Consider the following 17,158-nt stretch of genomic DNA (forward strand, 5'->3'; position numbering starts at 1 on the left):
ATTAGAAACGCCGGGTATGGTGGATGAATAAAGAGTTTGTTGTTAAGCTAGGCAGAGTGAATCAGAGAAGGGTATGCAGCAACGAACTGTGCAAAGTAACGCAGCAAGCGTTGGAAATCCCGCTCAACATTATCCCTTTGTCCTTTTTTTAAGTCATGCTCCAATGTTTTGGCTTGTTCGGCCACTGGATTAATGCCGAGGGTAAAGCCAGTGCCTTTTAACTGGTGCAAATGAGGTAATATCTGGTTGTAATCGCCGGAAGTAACGAGTTCAGTGGCCTCTTTCAGCAGCTGTCCCGCTTCCGTTTCGAAGTCACTGTAAAGTTGCGCCGCAAATTCGGGGCCACCAAGCTGACGTAATTGTTCTACTACGTCCAAATCAATCAGATCGGTTGTAGGTAAGGCGTCGGTTTCAACCACTGCTGGTGTTTCTACAGCAACTTCAGGGGTTGGAGTTTCGTCTGGCAATACTATACTCGGTGCCGTCCAGCGACGCAGTACTGTGTACAGATCATGCGTTTTCACGGGCTTCGACACGTAGTCGTCCATGCCCTGCTGCACAAAGCGTTCGGCGTCCTCTTTCATCGAGTAGGCCGTCATGGCCACCACGGGTGGGCACTGCTTCCCCAAACGCTGCCGAATCTCTTGCATAGCCGTAACGCCGTCCATTTCGGGCATTTGGATATCCATGAAAATGACATCGTAATGCACTTTAGGATCGGTAGCCCGGCTAATTGCCTCAAAGCCATCATTGGCGACATCACTCTGGCAACCTAGCTTATCGAGCAACCGCACCGCCACCTTCTGGTTGATCGGATTGTCGTCGACGAGCAGTACCCGCGGTGTGATTTCGAAGCGTACTACTTCGGGGGTGCGCTCACGAGAGGCTACCCGCTCCTGCACAATCTGAGCTGCGTTGGAAGCTATACGGCAGCGGATTGTAAACCAGAAAGTACTACCCTCGCCTTCGTGCGAGAAGACCCCAATTTCGCCGCCGAGTAGTTCCGAAAGCTGTTTGCTGATAGCCAGACCTAGGCCCGTACCACCAAATGCTTTGGTCGGAGTCGTATCGAGCTGCGTGAAGTTTTTAAAGAGCAGCTTTTCGTTCTCTTCCGAAATACCAATACCAGAATCTTGTACTGCGAACCGTAGCGTGTGTTCTTCGCCATCTGTAGCAACCGAGGACACCTGTAGGCTCACCGAACCCTGAGCCGTGAACTTGATGGCGTTAGACGTCAGGTTCGATAGAATTTGCAGCAGGCGTGTTTCATCAGTGATGATGAAGCGTGGCGTTTGCGGCGTAATGTGATACGTAAAATCAAGATTTTTTTGGCTGGCTCGGTTAGCAAACAGCGAATGGATCTTGTCGAGCGTATAATGCAAATCAATGCCGGACTCACTGACCTGCAGCTTACCTGCCTGAATCTTCGATAGGTCGAGGATATCGTTGAGAATAGCCAACAAAGCTTCCGACGACTTGCGCAGCGTGTCAACATATTCTTCCTGCTCTTCCGAGGCTACCGTCTGGTGTAGCAGGTCGATCATGCCGATAATGCCGTTCATGGGCGTGCGCAACTCGTGGCTCATATTAGCCAAGAACTGCGTTTTAGCTTCTAGAGCGGCTTCTGCTTCATCTTTAGCGGCTCGCAGGTCATCCTGCATTTGCTTGAACTCCGTGATGTCGCGACCAATCCCTTCGGAGCCACCAGCGCCACTCACTTGTCGCGCGTTCACCAATACGCTCACGGAGTACCCATCCTTGTGGCGCATGGCAAGTTCAAAGTTGCGGGCCGCACCTTGGGTTTGAAGACTATTTACAATGCCATCCCGCTCCTGAGGGTACACATAGTAGTCAGCAATAGGAGTGCCCGTAACTTCCTCAGGTGTATACCCCAGCATATCTTGTACCGAGGGGCTGACTAGCGTAAGAATGCCTTGCTCGTCGGTGCGGTAGTACACGTCCTGGAACGATTCGAAGATGGCGCGGAATTTTTCTTCCTGCGCGGCTAGCTCCAGTTGCGAGCGTTTTTGCTCCGTGATATCGTGCGCAATGCCCGAAATTTCCTCGAAGGAGCCATCATCTAAGTAGATGGGATTCAGGTAGATTTCGTGCCAAGTATCCTGGCCTTTCACGTCGTTCAGGCGCACCTCGAAACGTTGGGGCCGTCCTTCGAAGACTTTGCGGTAGTTCTGAGCAAATAGCTCCCGCGTTTCCTCATCCATCATGGCTTGGTCAGCTTGCCAAAGATTGATGTTGAGGGCCGGATAAACGCCATTGCGCCGCAAGAAATAAGCGGAGTAGTTGCGGTTGAAAGAAGTGAGGCGTGAATGCGTATCCACGGACCACATCAAGTGGGAGCCGCTCTCGAAAATTGCGTTTAAGCGGGCATTTTGCTTGTTGATCTGTACTTCATTGCGCTTCCGCTCGATGGCGAGCGCAACTTGGTTGGAAATGAAGTGCAGAATCTCAATGTCGCCGGCCGCATAAGCATCGGCTTTGTGGTAGTCTTGTACGGTAATTACCCCAATGATCCGCTCGCCAATACTCAGCGGTGAGCACAGCATAACTTCTGGCATCAAGCCATAAGCCGTGATAGTGCCGTTGGCAATAAGCTCTTGCAACTCCGCTTTTAAAAGGAACTGAGGCCGGCCCGTGCGAATGATGTATTCGGAGATGCCTGAGGAGAACGGCCGCGACTTATTGTGCTGCTCGCCCTGGGAGTTCTGGTCAACGAAGTACGCGAACTGGAGCTGTGTGCGTTCTTCATCGCAGAGCGCGATATAGAAGTTGTTGGTTTCAATGATTTTACTCAGCTCCCGGTGAATAGCACCGTACAAAGAGTGTAAGTCCTTGGAGCTAATTGCTAGGTTGGCAATGCTGTAGTATACCTTCTGTAGCCGCTCAGCCTTTATACGGTCCGTGATGTCGTGCAGGATGGCGCGCGTAGACACGGGCTCCGCATCTTGCCACGAGCAAGAAATACTACCGATCAAGTGTACCGGCTTACCCGATTTCGTCAGGAATACCGTCTCGAGTTTGTTGACTTTTTCACCCTTGTAGAGGTTGCGAAGCTGGTAGAGCAGTTTGGCTTTATAGTAGGGGTGCACTACGTCGCCAAGGGTGAGGTGAGGCAGGTCGTCGTCGTCGTAGCCTAGCTTTTCCTTCCACGCCTTGTTCACAAACAAGAAGCGGTTGTCGATGCTAAGGTTCTGAATCAGGTCGTGCGCGTTGTCGAAAAAATCTTGTAGCCGATGACGGTTATCCGACAAAGCACGCGCCGTAACGTGCCCATCAGTTAGGTCACGCCCAACGACGAAAATTCCGGAGATTTTATGCGCTTCGTCGTACGTAAATTCTGCGTGCCAGTACACCATGCGGATCTGGCCAGATTTCGTCAGGAGTGCGCGCTCGTAGTATTCTTGTAACTGTTCTTCCTGAATAAGACCTAGGTAGCTATTCCGGCGAAGCTCCCGTTCCGTAAGCGGACTGAATAAGTCATAGTAGTTGCGACCGACTACTTCCTCGCGGGTATATTCCGTAAAATCTAAGAAATAGTCGTTTACGTCCCTGACAATACCTTCACGGTCGAGCATCAAATAGCTCAAGCTAGTGTGCGTCAGCAGGTCGCGGAGCTGTTGGCGGCTATGGGTAGCCACCAACGCTTGGCTCGGTTCTGGGGCCTGGGCTGCCGGGGTTGATTCGCGGAGAGTAAGCTGCACGCGAACTAAGCCACCTGGAAGTACTACGCGGTGTAAAGTTGCCCAGCCGTTGAAGGCAACTTTGCCTTGCCAACCCTGCCAGCCTTTAGAAAAAGGTTGCCCCGTTCGTGCTGTGCGAATAACCGCCTCGTGCAACGTAGTAGCTGAAAACCATTGGTCGGGCTGTTCCACAGTAGCCGGGGCCGCATACGCCATTAGCCCGGAGGCCAGCAGCATGGCGCGCGTGGTGCCTAGAAAACGCAGCACCGTTTGATTGCAATCAAGCAGGACTCCGTGTTCGTCGTAGAGCAGCAGCCCATCATAGGCCTCCTCAAACAGCGTACGATAAAACGCGTCCGGCGAAGCGAGCCCAGGCTGAGCGACAGCAGGAGTAGGAGAGGGGATAGAGCGAATAGGCATTGATAAGGACGGCAACGGCCCCTTGTTCCAGCTAAACAGGTGCCTCGATTTTACCCCTAAATTTGTCGAAAATATCCCAGATAAGTTCTTTTGTCTTCGGTAGACTACGTTAAAAAATGGAGCAAGAATATTCTTTATGAGTTTAGTACTATTTACAGTTACGACTGATTTGAATTATGATCAGCGAATGCAGCGTATCTGTAGCAGCTTGGCACGCCACGGCCACGATGTACTACTCGTTGGAAGAGTATTGCCTCACTCTTTGCCCTTAGCTGAGCAGCCCTACCGACAGCACCGTTTGCGCTGCTGGTTCACGAAGGGAAAGTTGTTTTATTTGGAATTTAACTTACGCCTTTTCTTCTTCTTGCTGGGCCAACACGCTACCGTCTGGTGTGCCATCGACCTTGATACGGCGCTACCGGTGTGGCTGCGGGCGAAGCTAGGTAAGCAGCCTTTTGTGTATGATGCCCACGAGCTGTTCACGGAAATGCCGGAGGTCGTAGCGCGTCCGATTGTGCAGCGGGTCTGGCGTTTGATAGAGCAAGTCGTGGTGCCGCGTGCTACCCTCGCCTACACTGTTGGACCAGCCCTGGCGCAGTTATTCAGGCAACGGTATGGTCGTCCTTTTGAAGTCGTGCGTAATATCAGTCGGCTTACCGAAACCACTCTGCCTCCGGTACCTCTAGGTGCACCGCCCGAAGGCTACATTCTCTACCAAGGCATGCTGAACGTCGGGCGGGGGCTGGAAGCGTTGCTGGATGCAATGCCACAAGTAGCCGGAAGATTGGTACTCTGCGGGGAAGGAGACCTGTCGGCAGAGCTGCGGGAGCGGGCTGCACACCTAGGTCTGTTAGCAAGCGGCAAGGTAGAATTTAAGGGCTTTGTCTTGCCTGAGCAGCTCCGCGAGATTACGCGGCAAGCGGCAGTAGGAGTAATGCTGCTGGAGCCGCAAGGGCTGAGTTATTACTACTCACTGGCAAATAAATTCTTCGACTATCTGCATGCCGGTATTCCACAAATACTGGTTGACTTTCCGGAATACCGGCAGCTGAATGATCAGTATGAGGTAGCTGAAATTGTGGACCTAACTCCTGCTTCTATTGCTACTGCGCTCAACCGGCTGTTGCGCGACGAGCCTAGCCGCTACCAACAGCTAGCCTCTAACTGCCGTCGGGCACGTCTTGAACTGAACTGGCAACGGGAAGAGCAACATTTGTTGGCGCTGTATGCGCCGCTTACTGAGCCACAATCAACATCCGCATGAGTACCTTATTGCTTCCTGCTGCGCCAACGCTACTGGTAGTCGCCGGCCCAACGGCTGTGGGTAAAACGGCCTTGTGCGTGCATTTGGCGCAGCAATACCAAACCGAAATCGTGTCGGCTGACTCGCGGCAGTTTTTTCGGGAACTGAGTATTGGTACGGCCAAACCCACGCCCGAGGAGATGCAGGGTGTACCACACCACTTTATCAACTCGCATAGTATCAGTGAGGAGTATAACGCTGGTCGTTTTGAAGAAGAAGCCCTGAGCGTTTTGGCGGAGCTATTTCAACGGCATCGGGTTGTTATTCTGACGGGGGGCTCAGGCTTGTACTTGCAAGCCGTAACGGAAGGGCTCGACGAAATGCCTGCAACTAATCCTGAAATACGTGCTGCGCTTCAAAGCGAACTGCAGGACCTAGGTCTGGAAACGTTGGTAGCGGAGCTAGCGCGCCTCGACCCTGTGACCTACGCCCGCATCGACCGTCAGAATCCGCAGCGCGTTGTGCGGGCGCTGGAAGTTACGCGCAGCACGGGGCAGCCTTTTTCCAGCTTCCACGCCCGGAAAAGTGAGGTAGAGCGGCCATTCCATACCGTGAAGGTCGTACTCAACCGAGAGCGGGAGGAACTGTATCAACGCATTGACCTGCGGGTAGATCAGATGATAGAAGCGGGGCTATTAGAGGAAGTGAAAGGCTTGCTGCCGTATCGGCATCACAACGCGCTGCAAACCGTTGGCTATAAAGAGCTATTTGACTACCTCGACGGCCTTCAGGATTGGCCCGAAACTGTGCGCTTGCTGAAGCGCAACACGCGGCACTACGCCAAGCGGCAGCTTACGTGGTTTCGCCGCGACCCCGCCTACACGTGGCTGCACCCGGAGCAAACAGAAAACCAGGTACCTAACTTGCTGAGTAGACTAGATAATAACGGTTAGAATCGATGACCTAGCTTCACTTGCAGAGAAGCCAGGGAGTTGCCAAACGTATCGTTCTGAAAGGCCGCCTTGCCCCCGACAAGCCAGCGTTGATCAGAAGTAAGCGCCACATCGAGATTTAGGGAGAACATGTAGCCAGCGTGCACTCCCTGCTCATGGTCGAGGACAACCTCGCTCGTATTGTTGGTGAAGTCACCACGCATTTCAGGAGCACCATAGCGGTTGGAGTAACCTAGGTAGCCACCGCCACCCACGGCAAATAACACTTGCTTATCGTTGCCGAAGGGATAAACGTATACTTCCTGTTCTGCATTGAACGCTTGGTAGCCCATTACAAAAGGGACCCTAATGCCGAAGCTAGTAGCAGTGGGATGCTTTAGCCAGTTATAGGATTCACGGCTGCCATTCACGAAAGCTAGCCGAGTACCCGTACCTAGGTAGCGACCAAATAGCGGCGTATACTCTACATGCGCTTTAAAACACATGTAGTCACCGGTTCCCATGCCCGCCGAACCTAGACCTAGCTGCCAAGTAGCGCGGGCAGGCGAAGCCGTAGGAGCGTTTTGCGAAAAAGTAGGCATTGTAGCGGCGCTCAGAAGAAGAATGGAGCCGAGGATGCGGTAACGATTAATCATAAAATGTCGCTAAGTATATGAGGCTAGCAAAGTACTCTTTTTCTTAAGGCTACAAAAAAAGCGCGCCTGGTAAGGCGCGCTAATAATAGATTGTTAATGAAGAACCTAGGTCGACTATACGCTCAGGATTTCTACCATCCGCATAAAGCTCTGGCTTAGCATCTTTTTCTTATAGATGGTATCCTCGAAGGGGGTGTACACGAGCTTACGGTCGATGATGCCAGCCATCACGTTACGCATGCCGTTCATGAGGCCTTCTACGGCTGCAATGCCGATTTGGGAAGCTAGCAAACGGTCGGAGGCGGTGGGAGCACCGCCGCGCTGCACGTGCCCAATAATGGTAACGCGGGCGTCAAGCTCCGGAATAGCTTCCTTCACGCGGGCCGCTACGTGGGTTACGTTGCCTTCCTTTTCTCCTTCGGCCACTACCACGATAAACGAGGTTTTGGAGCGACGCCAGCTGTTGCGCAGCGTTTCAATCACAGCCTCTTCCGACATCTGTGTTTCCGGAACCATTACAATTTCAGCCCCGCCACCAATGGCGCACGGAATAGCGATATAGCCTGAGTCGCGCCCCATTACTTCAATAAAGAAGCAACGGTCGTGCGAGTCGGCGGTATCGCGGATCTTGTCGATGGCCTCCAGGGCAGTGTTCACGGCTGTGTCGTAGCCGATGGTGTAGTCGGTGCCGAACAGGTCGTTGTCGATGGTGCCGGGGGCCCCAACGGTAGGGATGCCAAACTCCCGCTCGAAGATCATGGCGCCGGTAAACGTGCCATTGCCGCCGATGGCAACCAAGCCCTCAATGCCGTGGTTGACCAGTTGGTCGAACGCCTGCTGTCGGCCTTCCTTGGTCATAAACTTCTGACTGCGTGCCGATTTGAGAATCGTGCCGCCGCGCTGCACCGTGTTAGCAACCGAGGCCGAGTCGAGCTTAATAAACTCGCCCTTAATCATGCCGCTGTAGCCGCGCATGATACCATACACCTCAATGCCGTGATACACAGCCGTACGCACTACAGCCCGGACGCAGGCATTCATGCCCGGCGAATCACCCCCGCTGGTAAAGACTCCTATACGTTTCATGGTAATGTAATAAGCGGAAAATGCCCGAAGCGGACAGGGCAAAGGTGGGAAATCCCTTCCGAAAAAATACAGGCATTATCCAATGCAATCATAAATGAGGAAAACAAACGGCTTTTTTTCTGCTGGCTACGTATGCGATTCTGTTGGAATTGAGCAACCTAGGCGCTAACTTACCTGCCCTCCGCCCTGATTTGCGCTTTGTTCTACAAGGTTAGCTTCCTTAACCCTCCACCCTTTATAAGCACCAGTTTGTATGTTTGGTTTTTTTGAAAATGAGCAGACAAAGAAAGTAAAGAGCCACCTCATCAACCTGGCAACCCTGGCCAAAGCCGATGGCCACATTGACGAACGAGAAATGAGTTTTATCGTAGCCGTTGGTAAGAAAAACGGCATGCGCCCCACGGAGGTTCGCAATATTGTGGCCAACGCGGGAAGTGTTAAAATGCTCATCCCTGACAACGACTCGGAACGCTTCGACCAAATATTTGACTTGGTAGACATGATGCTCGCCGATGGCATCGTGGACGAAAATGAAATGGACTTCTGCATTGAGATGGCCGAGCGCCTAGGTTTCCGCAAAGCTATTGTGGGAGTGCTAGTGCGTAAGATTTCGATGGGAGTGAAGGATGGCTTGCCACGTGAGCAAATAAAGGAGGATACCCAAAATTTCCTTCGCTTTGAGTGCAACGATCAGAATAGCAAGGGCTAGGCATTCGCCGCCGGCTGCTGCGTTACGTACGTGATAGCCCGCAATAAGGCTGCGCAAGCCTCATCAATTTCTGCGTTGGTAATGATAAGAGGAGGCGCCAAGCGCAGCGAATTGTCACAAAACAGAAACCAATCCGTCAGAATATCCTCGTGCTCTAGCGCCCGATCAATAATAGGCTTGAGCACATCATACGAATCAAACTCTACCGCCATCAGGAGCCCATGTCCACGCACGGCCCGGATAGCAGGATGTTGCAAAAGCCGCCGAAAACGGGCGGCTTTTTCGTGTACGCTCGCCAGTAGCTGCTCTTCTTGAATAACGCGTAGCGTCGCCAACGACGCCGCACATGATACCGGGTGCCCGCCAAACGTGGTGCAGTGACCTAGCACGGGGTTCGTCTTAAACCCCGCCATGATTTGCTGGGAAGAAATAAACGCCCCAATGGGCATCCCGCCACCCATTCCTTTGGCGCACACTAGGATATCGGGCCACAGGCCAAACTGCTCGAAAGCCCAGAACGTGCCGGTGCGCCCAAAGCCACACTGGATTTCATCCAGAATCAGCAGGGTGCCGGTGAGTAGGCAGCGCTTGCGCAGGGCTTGTAAATAGCCAGCAACGGGTACCCGCACACCTGCCTCGCCCTGGATCGTTTCGATGATAACAGCGGCCGTGCGCTCCGTGATCAAGGCTAGGTCTGCAAAGTCGTTGAACTCGATGTGGCGTACATCGGGGAGGAGGGGGCGGTAGCTACGCTTGAAACTCTCGGAACCCGTAACCGACAGCGCGCCCTGCGTGGAGCCATGGTAAGCCCGGTGGCAGGAAATCAGCTCGGTGCGGCCGGTATGGCGCTTCGCTAGCTTCAGGGCACCCTCTACGGCCTCCGTGCCGGAGTTGGTGAAGTACACATTATCCAGGTGCGCAGGCAAGGTTTGGTGCAGCGCTTCGGCTAGCTCGGCCGGTGGCGCTTGCACTAGCTCGCCGTACACCATTAAGTGCAGGTATTTATCGGCTTGGTCTTTAATGGCCTGCACTACCCGCGGGTGGCGGTGGCCTACGTTGCTGACGCCAATGCCCGAAATCAGATCGAGGTAACGGCGGCCACCGGGCGCATACATGTATACGCCCTCTGCACGTTCGATTTCGAGAAGTAAGGGGAAATCAGACGTTTGAGCCTGGTGGCGAAGGAAGAGCTGGCGCGGCGTAAGCATAGTACGGTACAAACAAATTCAAGCCGCAAAAGTATGCATGCCGAAGAGTAATTAGGCAACAAGGCTGCGGATAAACGTAGCGGCTCGCGTGGCAGCGGGCAATAGACAAGCCCTGCACAAAGCAAAAAGCAGAGTGTCATAACATTCTGAAAACGTGCTAGTAATGCACAATGATAAAAATGAAAAGAGGCTGCCTAAGCAGCCTCTTTTAGGGCGTAATTTGTAACCTAACCTAGTTAGCGGCCCCTGCTGGAGCAGGTGTGCCACCCCGGCGACCACCTCCTAAACGTTGAAGAATTTCGCGGGTGAACTCGCGCTCAGCTACCAGCAACTGGCCCGTTTGTCGCACCGAAAGTACCTTCTGGAATTTATCGTAATATTCTTTTTCCAGATTGACTTCGTTCTGCCGTAGCGTAAGGTTTTGCTTAATTAGGTCGCGAATCTGCTGATCATTCAACGACTCAACGTTAGTGCTCCGTAGCTGGCGTTGCCGCTGACCTAGGTCCTTGCGCTTGTCGGTGAACTCGTTGTAAATGGGCCAAAAACGCTGAGCCTGCTCTTGCGTGAGCGACAGTTTGTCGGTTAGGAAAGCAATTTTTGCGTTTTCGATTCGGCTCATCCGCTCTTGGCGCTGGTCTGGCGTTTGAGCGTGCACTTGAATTGTGCCTGCCAGCAAAAACAGCAGGACCAATGTATTGCGAAGGAGGTGATTCATAGGAGTAAAGAAAAACGCCATCAGGTGCTGACGCTAGAGGTAGTTAAGTTCGCTAGGCTGCTCATCTAGTGCAGCTTGCACTTCAGCAGGTGAGGCTTGGAGGTAATCATGTACTAAGTCTTGATCGGCAACGGGCAGCTCCGAGAGGTCGCTCGTGGAGAGGCGCTCGTCGCTGGCTAGCAGGTACTGGACCATCTCAGTGCGCGGCACGGCAGCTAGGTTGGCATGCGCTAAGCGGGGTGTCGTTGCAGCGTCTGGCTGACTGAGCAAGAAGGTAGCCGTGAAGCCTCCCAGCACCACCACCGACGCTAGGGCCGTACGCAGGGGCATGGAAAGCACCCGAAGCCAACCGAAAGCGGCGGACTCTTGCCGCGCTTCGGGCTGCACCCGCGCCATTATCTGGGTGGGCAACCGATCAAAATAGCCATCCGGGGGAGGCGTCAGCGGCTGCGGCCGGCGCGGATGATCATCCAGACGAAAAGGAGTATTCATATTCCTTAGAGGCCGCACAAGCGGCTAGGTTTAAGACGGTTCATTAATGTACTGCTCAATTTTTTTCACCGCATGGTGATAAGAGGCTTTGAGGGCCCCCACGGAAGTGCCCGTAACCTCCGCCATATCTTCGTATTTCATGTCCTCATAGTATTTGAGGTTGAACACCAGCCGCTGCTTATCGGGCAGGCGCAGAATAGCTTTTTGCAGCTTCAACTCTACCTCGTCGCCGGCGAGGCTAGGGTCGGCTTCCATCTTGGCCGCTAGCTCCTCGCTTACATCGTTGAGGGGCAGCAGAAACTTGCGCCGCTTCGAGGACAAGAAGTTCAAGCATTCATTGGTGGCAATGCGGTAAATCCAGGTGTAAAGCGATGCATCCTGCCGAAAATTACCTAGGTGGTTCCACACTTTGACGAAGGTATCCTGGGTTAGGTCGTCGGCATCGTCATGGTCGACCACCATCTTCCGCACGTGCCAATACACTTTCTGCTGGTACTTGCGCACCAACTGATTGAAGGCCAGATTACGGGAGGCAGGGTCGGCGAACTTGGCGAGGATATCCTGGTCTTCCAAGCAGGAGGGCGGGTAGAGCGGTGAAAAGTAAGTATGGGTTAGACGAAGGAGTGCGACCTAGGTTTAATCAGAGCCTAAAAAGTAACTCTCCATTAGAAGGGCCTAGCCCAACGCGCCTTACGCTCATGATAAGGTGCTACCCCCTGAACTAAGCCCAGAACAGGTGGACCTGACGACCTACTAAACGAAAAAAGCCAGCGCGCCCGAGCGGGCACGCTAGCTTTAAGTACTTGCGCCGGGTAGCCTTTCCTAAAGGCAAACTCGGTGCACTTTCTATTCTGCGGCGAGCTGTTACCTAGCTCTAACTCCGTGATGGTGCGGCTTTCCTGGGGGACTGATGTAGTTCAGACCCTTGTTATAAGACAGGAGCTAGGTAGCTTACACCTTCACGTGCTCCATATCGTATTGCTTCAGTACGTCCGCAGGCACGCCCGTCCACCGGTTAGGGGAGTTGCCCACGTAGCCAATATCGGCCATGCCCATTTTGCTGCTGAAGAACCCAGTGGCAGTTAAGTCGCGCATGCGGTTGAAGAAGGTCACGCCTTGCTTCATCTCGGGCTTAGCTTTGAGGGGGTAAGCAATGGCCGTCACCATCTCAATTTGCTGTTGACTTGAGCAATCCACGAACGCATGGGCGAAGCGGTTCAGGCACTGCATATCTAACCAGCGCAGCCCGCCGCGCAGGGGCACTTGATGCTCGGGCATGTCCTTCACGATGAACTCAATAAACTCGGGCACCTTGGCATCGGAGGCGCTACCAGACTTGTCATCTTTGGGGATGATGATGTCGGCTAGCACCGTGATGGTGGCCATTTCGTGCTTGGTAAAGAAGGTTTCGGCGTGAAGCTTTTTGTCGCGCTCTATTTCAAACTCCTGCCGGCCCACCGTGTCGGTAGGGGTTTGGAGCACGGAGGCTTGTTCGGTCTTTACTTCCTTTTCCTGGCAGGAGTCGAGCAACAGGCCGGAAGCTAGGGCGGTCAGGCCGATAGCCTTTAAGGATTCGCGTCTTTTCATGAAATTGGCAGACTAACGGTTAGACGGACAGCTTTTTACGCTGCTCCAGAATATACTCACTCGTGCGCATCGACAGGGCTAGGATGGTCCAGGTGGCGTTTTTATCGCCTTGCTGCACAAACGGAGACGCGTCCACCACGAATAGGTTTTTGCAGTCGTGGGCCTGGCACCACTTATTCAGCGCCGATTTTTTGGGGTCGTCGCCCATGCGCACGGTGCCCACTTCGTGGATGATGCGGCCAGGTGCTTCCAAGCCATAGTTGGTATCGGCGCCATGCACTTTCGAGGTGATGACGGCGCCCATTTCGTGCATAATGGATTGGAAGGTTTCCTGCATGTGCTTGGCTTGCTTCACCTCGGCATCGGTCCACTTGTAGTGAAATTTTAGCACTGGAATGCCGTATTTATCAACTACGTCCTTGTCGATTTCGCAGTAGTTGTCGGCGCGGGCAATGGCGGTGCCCCGGCCGGCCATACCTACTTGTGTGCCGTAGAAGCGTCGATAGTCATCTTTTAGCGAAGCCCCGAAGCCGCCGGCTTCTCTCACTTTGCCGTCGCGACCGGGCACCAGGCCGTTGAGGTTCTGAATGCCGTGCCCGAAGCCGTAGGAAGGCATGTGCATGCCACCGCCGTACTCGATGTGGTAGCCGCGCGGAAAGTCGAGTTTCTTGTTGTCGAGCCACCAGGGCGTGTAGATATGCACGCTGCCCACGCCGTCTTCGTTGTAGCGTTTGCGGTCCATGAGCTGGGGCAGGAAGCCACCTAGGCTAGCCCCCGTCGAGTCGTGCAAGTATTTGCCCACCACACCGCTGCTATTGGCCAAGCCGTTGGGGTGGTTGCTAGAAACGGAGTTGAGCAGCAGACGGGCACTCTCGCCGGCGCTGGCCCCCAGAATGACCATCTTGGCCTTGATCTGATACTCCTGCAAATCGTTCTTATCCACGTACGAGACGCCCGTGGCTAGCCCGTTCGGGCCCGTGAGCACCTCGCGCACCATGGCGTTCGGGATAACCTTTAGGTTGCCGGTTTTGATGGCTGGAATCACTAGGCAGGAAGACGCCGAAAAGTCGCCGTACACTTTGCAGCTACGGCCGCACTGCCCGCAGAAAAAGCAAGCGCCCCGATCTTTGTTGCCCGGCAACGCTTCGGTCAGCACCGACCCGCGGCCCGTAATAACTTTCACACCCGCTTTTTCAGCGCCTTGCTTAATAAACAGCTCGTTAAGCCTAGGTTTGGGCGGCGGTAAAAAGATGCCATCGGGCTCATTTTCGAGTCCTTCCACGGTGCCATAAACGCCAATGAGGCGGTCTACTTTGTCGTAGAAGGGTTTCACCTCTTCGTAGGTGATGGGCCAGTCGTCGGTGAGGCCGTCGATGTCGTGGCTTTTAAAATCTTTGGGGCCCATGCGCAGGGAAATGCGCCCCCAGTGATTGGTGCGTCCCCCAAGCATGCGCGCCCGGAACCAGTCGAACTGCGTGCCGTCCTTGGTGGTGTAGGGTTCGCCTTCCAGTTCCCATCCCCCAAACGCGGCGTCGAAGTCGCCAAATGGGCGGGTGGTAGAAGCTCCCCGGCGCGGCGATTCGTAAGAAAATTTCAGCTGTTGCGCATCCTTAGCCGGATCGAAGAAGGGTCCGGCCTCCAGCATCAGAACTTTCAGGCCGGCGTGTGCCAATACGTACCCGGCCATGCCGCCTCCGGCCCCAGAGCCAACTACGACGGCATCATACACCGTCCCCGATTTCTTTATTTCAAAAACACTCATGCGGTAAAGACAATAAGGCTGATGAGCCTAGCAGGCAAAAGGTAACCTAGGTCGTGTGCGCAAACAAAGCGTCTGCAATCGTTTCCAGAGACCTTGCCGCAGGTTGGGTTAGCGAGGTAAGTTAAAGTTGGGTGATTTTGATGTTGCGGAACGCTACTTCGTGGCCGTGGTCTTGCAGGGCAATGTGGCCTTTGGGGTAAGCCGCGAAGTTCTTCCACGTCTTAAACTTGCTGTTGCCAAGCATGGTGTTCCAGGCGGCACTACCCATCTGGGTATCTACTATTTCGATGCCGTTCAGCCAAAAGGTGAGGTGCCCGTTTTGCTTGCGCAGCTTAACCTGATTCCACTGCCCAGCTGGCTTTACCACGTTCTTCGCGGGCGCCTGCATATCATACAAGGAGCCCGCTAGGTGGTTTGGTTTTTTGTTGTCTTCGGCCTTCTGGTCGTCCAGAATCTGCATTTCTATGCCCGTTTCGTAGGTGGCGTGAAAGGCCGGGTCTTCCTGCACCCCGAAGATGATGCCGCTGTTGCCTCCCTCGGTGATGTTCCAATCCACGGTCAGCTCAAAGTTTTCGTACTCCTTATCGGTCACCAAATCGCCGTGGCCGGCTCCTTGGGGGTTCAGCTTCAGCGTGCCGTTCACAACCGACCACGCGGGCTCGGCCGTTTGCTTCTGGTAAGTATGCCAGCCTTGCGTGGTTTTGCCGTCAAACAGCACTTGCTGGGCTCCTTTGGCGGTCGATTTTTGGGCCAGCGCCGTTTGGCTACAGAGGGAGCCTACGGCGAGAGCCGTCAGGAAAAAAGCGTTCATACTGCGTGGGTTGGTGGGTTCGTAGAGGCAAAAGCAAGCCCTAGGGACAGGGCCTGTGAGCAGGAGAGAAGCTAGGTGAACGAGAAAGATAGAAAGCATTCTGGCTTCTTCTAGTTCGTGCACCTAGCTTCTGTCTTTGCCGAAGTGATAGTGGTTTAGTTGGTTCCTAAGCTAAGAAATTGGCCTCAGACTCAACAGTGGTTCGCTGTTATTTACCTGGGTATCCAGGGTTTTGCACCAAGTTAGGGTTAGCCGCTAGCTGCCGCTGGGGAATGGGGAACAGCTCCTTGGTTTTGTCGGTGGGCTGGTGGTCCCACCAAGAAGCCGTGGTGAAAGCACCAAACCGAACCATATCCGTGCGGCGTTTGCCTTCGAAGATAAACTCCCGGCTGCGTTCGGCCAGAAGTTCCGGCAACGTCAGGGTGGCGGCAGTGTAAGCTTCTTTGGCCACGTCGGCTGGGCGGAAGGCGCGCTTGCGCACGTCGTTGATCAGCTGAACTGCCTCGGGCACGGCCGAGCCGCCATTTTTGCGCATCAGGGCTTCGGCTTTGTAGAAGTAGATGTCGGTGAGGCGGTACAGGATCCAGTCGTTGCTCCAGTACTTGGCTTCCGATTGCCGGCCGGGGCGGTACTTGTTGAAGCGGGCGCCGCTGTTTTCTTCCCCGTCGATCATCGTCGAGCTGGTTTTGTTCTCGCTGGCCCGCCGAATTTCTTTCACGAACACCAGCTGCTTATCACGGTACTCTTCTGTACCGAGCACGGGCTTGGTTGGGTCAGCAGCCTGAAATTGCGGACCAATCAGCATCCAGGTCGACTTACGCAAGTCATTGTCTTTGAAGGCGTCGTAGGCCGAAGGGATGACCACTACACCGTTGTTGCCATTGGCGTCGCCGTCGTAGATCAGGCGCTGGGCGAAGTGGTAAAAGTCGCTGTTCCAGCCGCAACGGGTAGGCGTAGCCTGGTAATCGTAGGTAATCTGAAACAGCGCCTCTTTGGAGTTGTCGTTGGTGTTATTGAACGTGGACAATAAGTCAGAATCCAGCACTGGGGCTCCGTTCAGGCCACCCGTTTCGCCCTTGCTGATCTTGTCGCAGGCGGCAATGCAGTCGTCCCACCGGGGGGTGCCCGACCAGACTTGCGCGTTCAGATACAGCTCGGCCAGCATGGAGTAACCCGCGGCTTTGGTCAGACGCCCGATTAGGGCCTTGCTAAGGTTGGGTAGCTGGTCAATGTTTTCCTTGAGCTCCTTCTCTACGAAGGCAAACACCTCGGCCCTAGGTGCCGTAGGTGGACTGAGCGGTTCCCCCACCTTGGTCACGATGGGAACGTTACCGTACAAATCCATGAGCTTCATGTAGTGATAGGCCCGGAATACTTTCAGCTCAGCAATGAAAGCGGCCTTGTCTTGGTCGCTGACGCCGGCCTTCACGAAATCCACCTTCTCGAAGTCACCTAGGGTGCTGTTGCAGAAGCCGATGCCTGTGAAAATCAAGCTCCAGGGGTCCCACATCATGTTTTCGGTGAAGGTCCAGCTATGGCCGTGTAGCCTGATCCAGACGGCATCGTCGTAGCCGTGCCGGCCTTTCTGCGGCCAAGCCAACTGATCAGCTGACATTTCATTGAGGCGCCAATAGCTGTTTTGTGAGGTGGGCGCCATCCAGGCATTCGCGTGGGTGTAGGGCCGAAGCACGCCCGATAGGATTTCCTGGCGGTTGTTGTAAAACTTGCTAGCGTCAATCTGGCTGTACAGGGTTTCGTCCAGGTTCGTGCACGAGTTCGTGCCTAGGAGCAGGGTGAGTGCGCCTGCGAGAAAATAGCCTTTATGCAATTGTATCATAA

Annotated in this window: 14 protein-coding genes; 3 read left to right on the forward strand and 11 right to left on the reverse strand. The window is 54.1% G+C overall.

From position 1 onward, the window contains the following. Positions 1-47: 47 nt before the first annotated feature. The gene (locus BXP70_RS16090; RefSeq protein ID WP_086595128.1) at positions 48-4,118 is read right to left on the reverse strand and encodes a PAS domain S-box protein; all 4,071 of its coding nucleotides are present in this window, start codon (positions 4,116-4,118) and stop codon (positions 48-50) included. Between the two features lie 187 nt (positions 4,119-4,305). Here BXP70_RS16090 and BXP70_RS16095 point away from each other — a divergent pair, with 187 nt between their 5' ends. Together BXP70_RS16095 and miaA are read left to right on the forward strand one after the other, a co-directional pair. Continuing rightward, positions 4,306-5,382 (forward strand): glycosyltransferase, encoded by a 1,077-nt coding sequence (locus tag BXP70_RS16095; RefSeq protein WP_245849660.1) that lies wholly within the window; start codon positions 4,306-4,308, stop codon positions 5,380-5,382. After that, the gene (miaA, locus tag BXP70_RS16100) at positions 5,379-6,314 is read left to right on the forward strand and encodes a tRNA (adenosine(37)-N6)-dimethylallyltransferase MiaA (RefSeq protein ID WP_086595130.1); all 936 of its coding nucleotides are present in this window, start codon (positions 5,379-5,381) and stop codon (positions 6,312-6,314) included. Before BXP70_RS16095 ends, miaA begins: the two co-directional genes overlap by 4 nt. Here the strand turns inward: miaA and BXP70_RS16105 are convergent. Together BXP70_RS16105 and pfkA are read right to left on the reverse strand one after the other, a co-directional pair. Next, a complete protein-coding gene (locus BXP70_RS16105) occupies positions 6,311-6,949 on the reverse strand; it encodes a hypothetical protein (protein ID WP_086595131.1) in 639 nt (212 codons plus the stop codon). The genes miaA and BXP70_RS16105 overlap by 4 nt on opposite strands. Before the next feature lie 114 nt (positions 6,950-7,063). Continuing rightward, positions 7,064-8,035, reverse strand: a complete 972-nt coding sequence (pfkA, locus tag BXP70_RS16110) for a 6-phosphofructokinase (RefSeq protein WP_086595132.1) — start codon at positions 8,033-8,035, stop codon at positions 7,064-7,066. Positions 8,036-8,288: 253 nt separating this feature from the next. Here pfkA and BXP70_RS16115 point away from each other — a divergent pair, with 253 nt between their 5' ends. After that, positions 8,289-8,744 carry a tellurite resistance TerB family protein gene (locus tag BXP70_RS16115; protein WP_086595133.1) on the forward strand — a complete coding sequence of 152 codons (456 nt, stop codon included), beginning with the start codon at positions 8,289-8,291 and terminating at the stop codon, positions 8,742-8,744. Here BXP70_RS16115 and BXP70_RS16120 read toward each other — a convergent pair. From BXP70_RS16120 to BXP70_RS16155, 8 genes are all read right to left on the reverse strand, one after another. Next, a complete protein-coding gene (locus BXP70_RS16120) occupies positions 8,741-9,952 on the reverse strand; it encodes an aspartate aminotransferase family protein (RefSeq protein ID WP_086595134.1) in 1,212 nt (403 codons plus the stop codon). The genes BXP70_RS16115 and BXP70_RS16120 overlap by 4 nt on opposite strands. Positions 9,953-10,184: 232 nt before the next feature. Further along, the gene (locus tag BXP70_RS16125; protein WP_143436529.1) at positions 10,185-10,667 is read right to left on the reverse strand and encodes a Spy/CpxP family protein refolding chaperone; all 483 of its coding nucleotides are present in this window, start codon (positions 10,665-10,667) and stop codon (positions 10,185-10,187) included. Between the two features lie 33 nt (positions 10,668-10,700). Then, the gene (locus tag BXP70_RS16130; protein ID WP_086595136.1) at positions 10,701-11,159 is read right to left on the reverse strand and encodes a hypothetical protein; all 459 of its coding nucleotides are present in this window, start codon (positions 11,157-11,159) and stop codon (positions 10,701-10,703) included. A gap of 30 nt (positions 11,160-11,189) precedes the next feature. Next, positions 11,190-11,732, reverse strand: coding sequence for an RNA polymerase sigma factor (locus BXP70_RS16135; protein ID WP_086595137.1), 543 nt, complete (start codon positions 11,730-11,732; stop codon positions 11,190-11,192). A gap of 378 nt (positions 11,733-12,110) precedes the next feature. Further along, on the reverse strand, positions 12,111-12,746 hold the full coding sequence (locus BXP70_RS16140) for a gluconate 2-dehydrogenase subunit 3 family protein (protein WP_086595138.1): 636 nt from the start codon (positions 12,744-12,746) through the stop codon (positions 12,111-12,113). Between the two features lie 19 nt (positions 12,747-12,765). Then, positions 12,766-14,508, reverse strand: a complete 1,743-nt coding sequence (locus BXP70_RS16145) for a GMC family oxidoreductase (RefSeq protein WP_086595139.1) — start codon at positions 14,506-14,508, stop codon at positions 12,766-12,768. A gap of 121 nt (positions 14,509-14,629) precedes the next feature. After that, the gene (locus BXP70_RS16150) at positions 14,630-15,319 is read right to left on the reverse strand and encodes a 3-keto-disaccharide hydrolase (RefSeq protein ID WP_086595140.1); all 690 of its coding nucleotides are present in this window, start codon (positions 15,317-15,319) and stop codon (positions 14,630-14,632) included. Between the two features lie 208 nt (positions 15,320-15,527). Continuing rightward, entirely contained in the window at positions 15,528-17,156 is a 1,629-nt protein-coding gene (locus BXP70_RS16155) for a RagB/SusD family nutrient uptake outer membrane protein (RefSeq protein ID WP_086595141.1), read from the reverse strand. Between the last annotated feature and the right edge of the window lie 2 nt (positions 17,157-17,158).

The sequence above is a fragment of the Hymenobacter crusticola genome (genome assembly GCF_002154225.1).
Lineage (GTDB): Bacteria > Bacteroidota > Bacteroidia > Cytophagales > Hymenobacteraceae > Hymenobacter > Hymenobacter crusticola.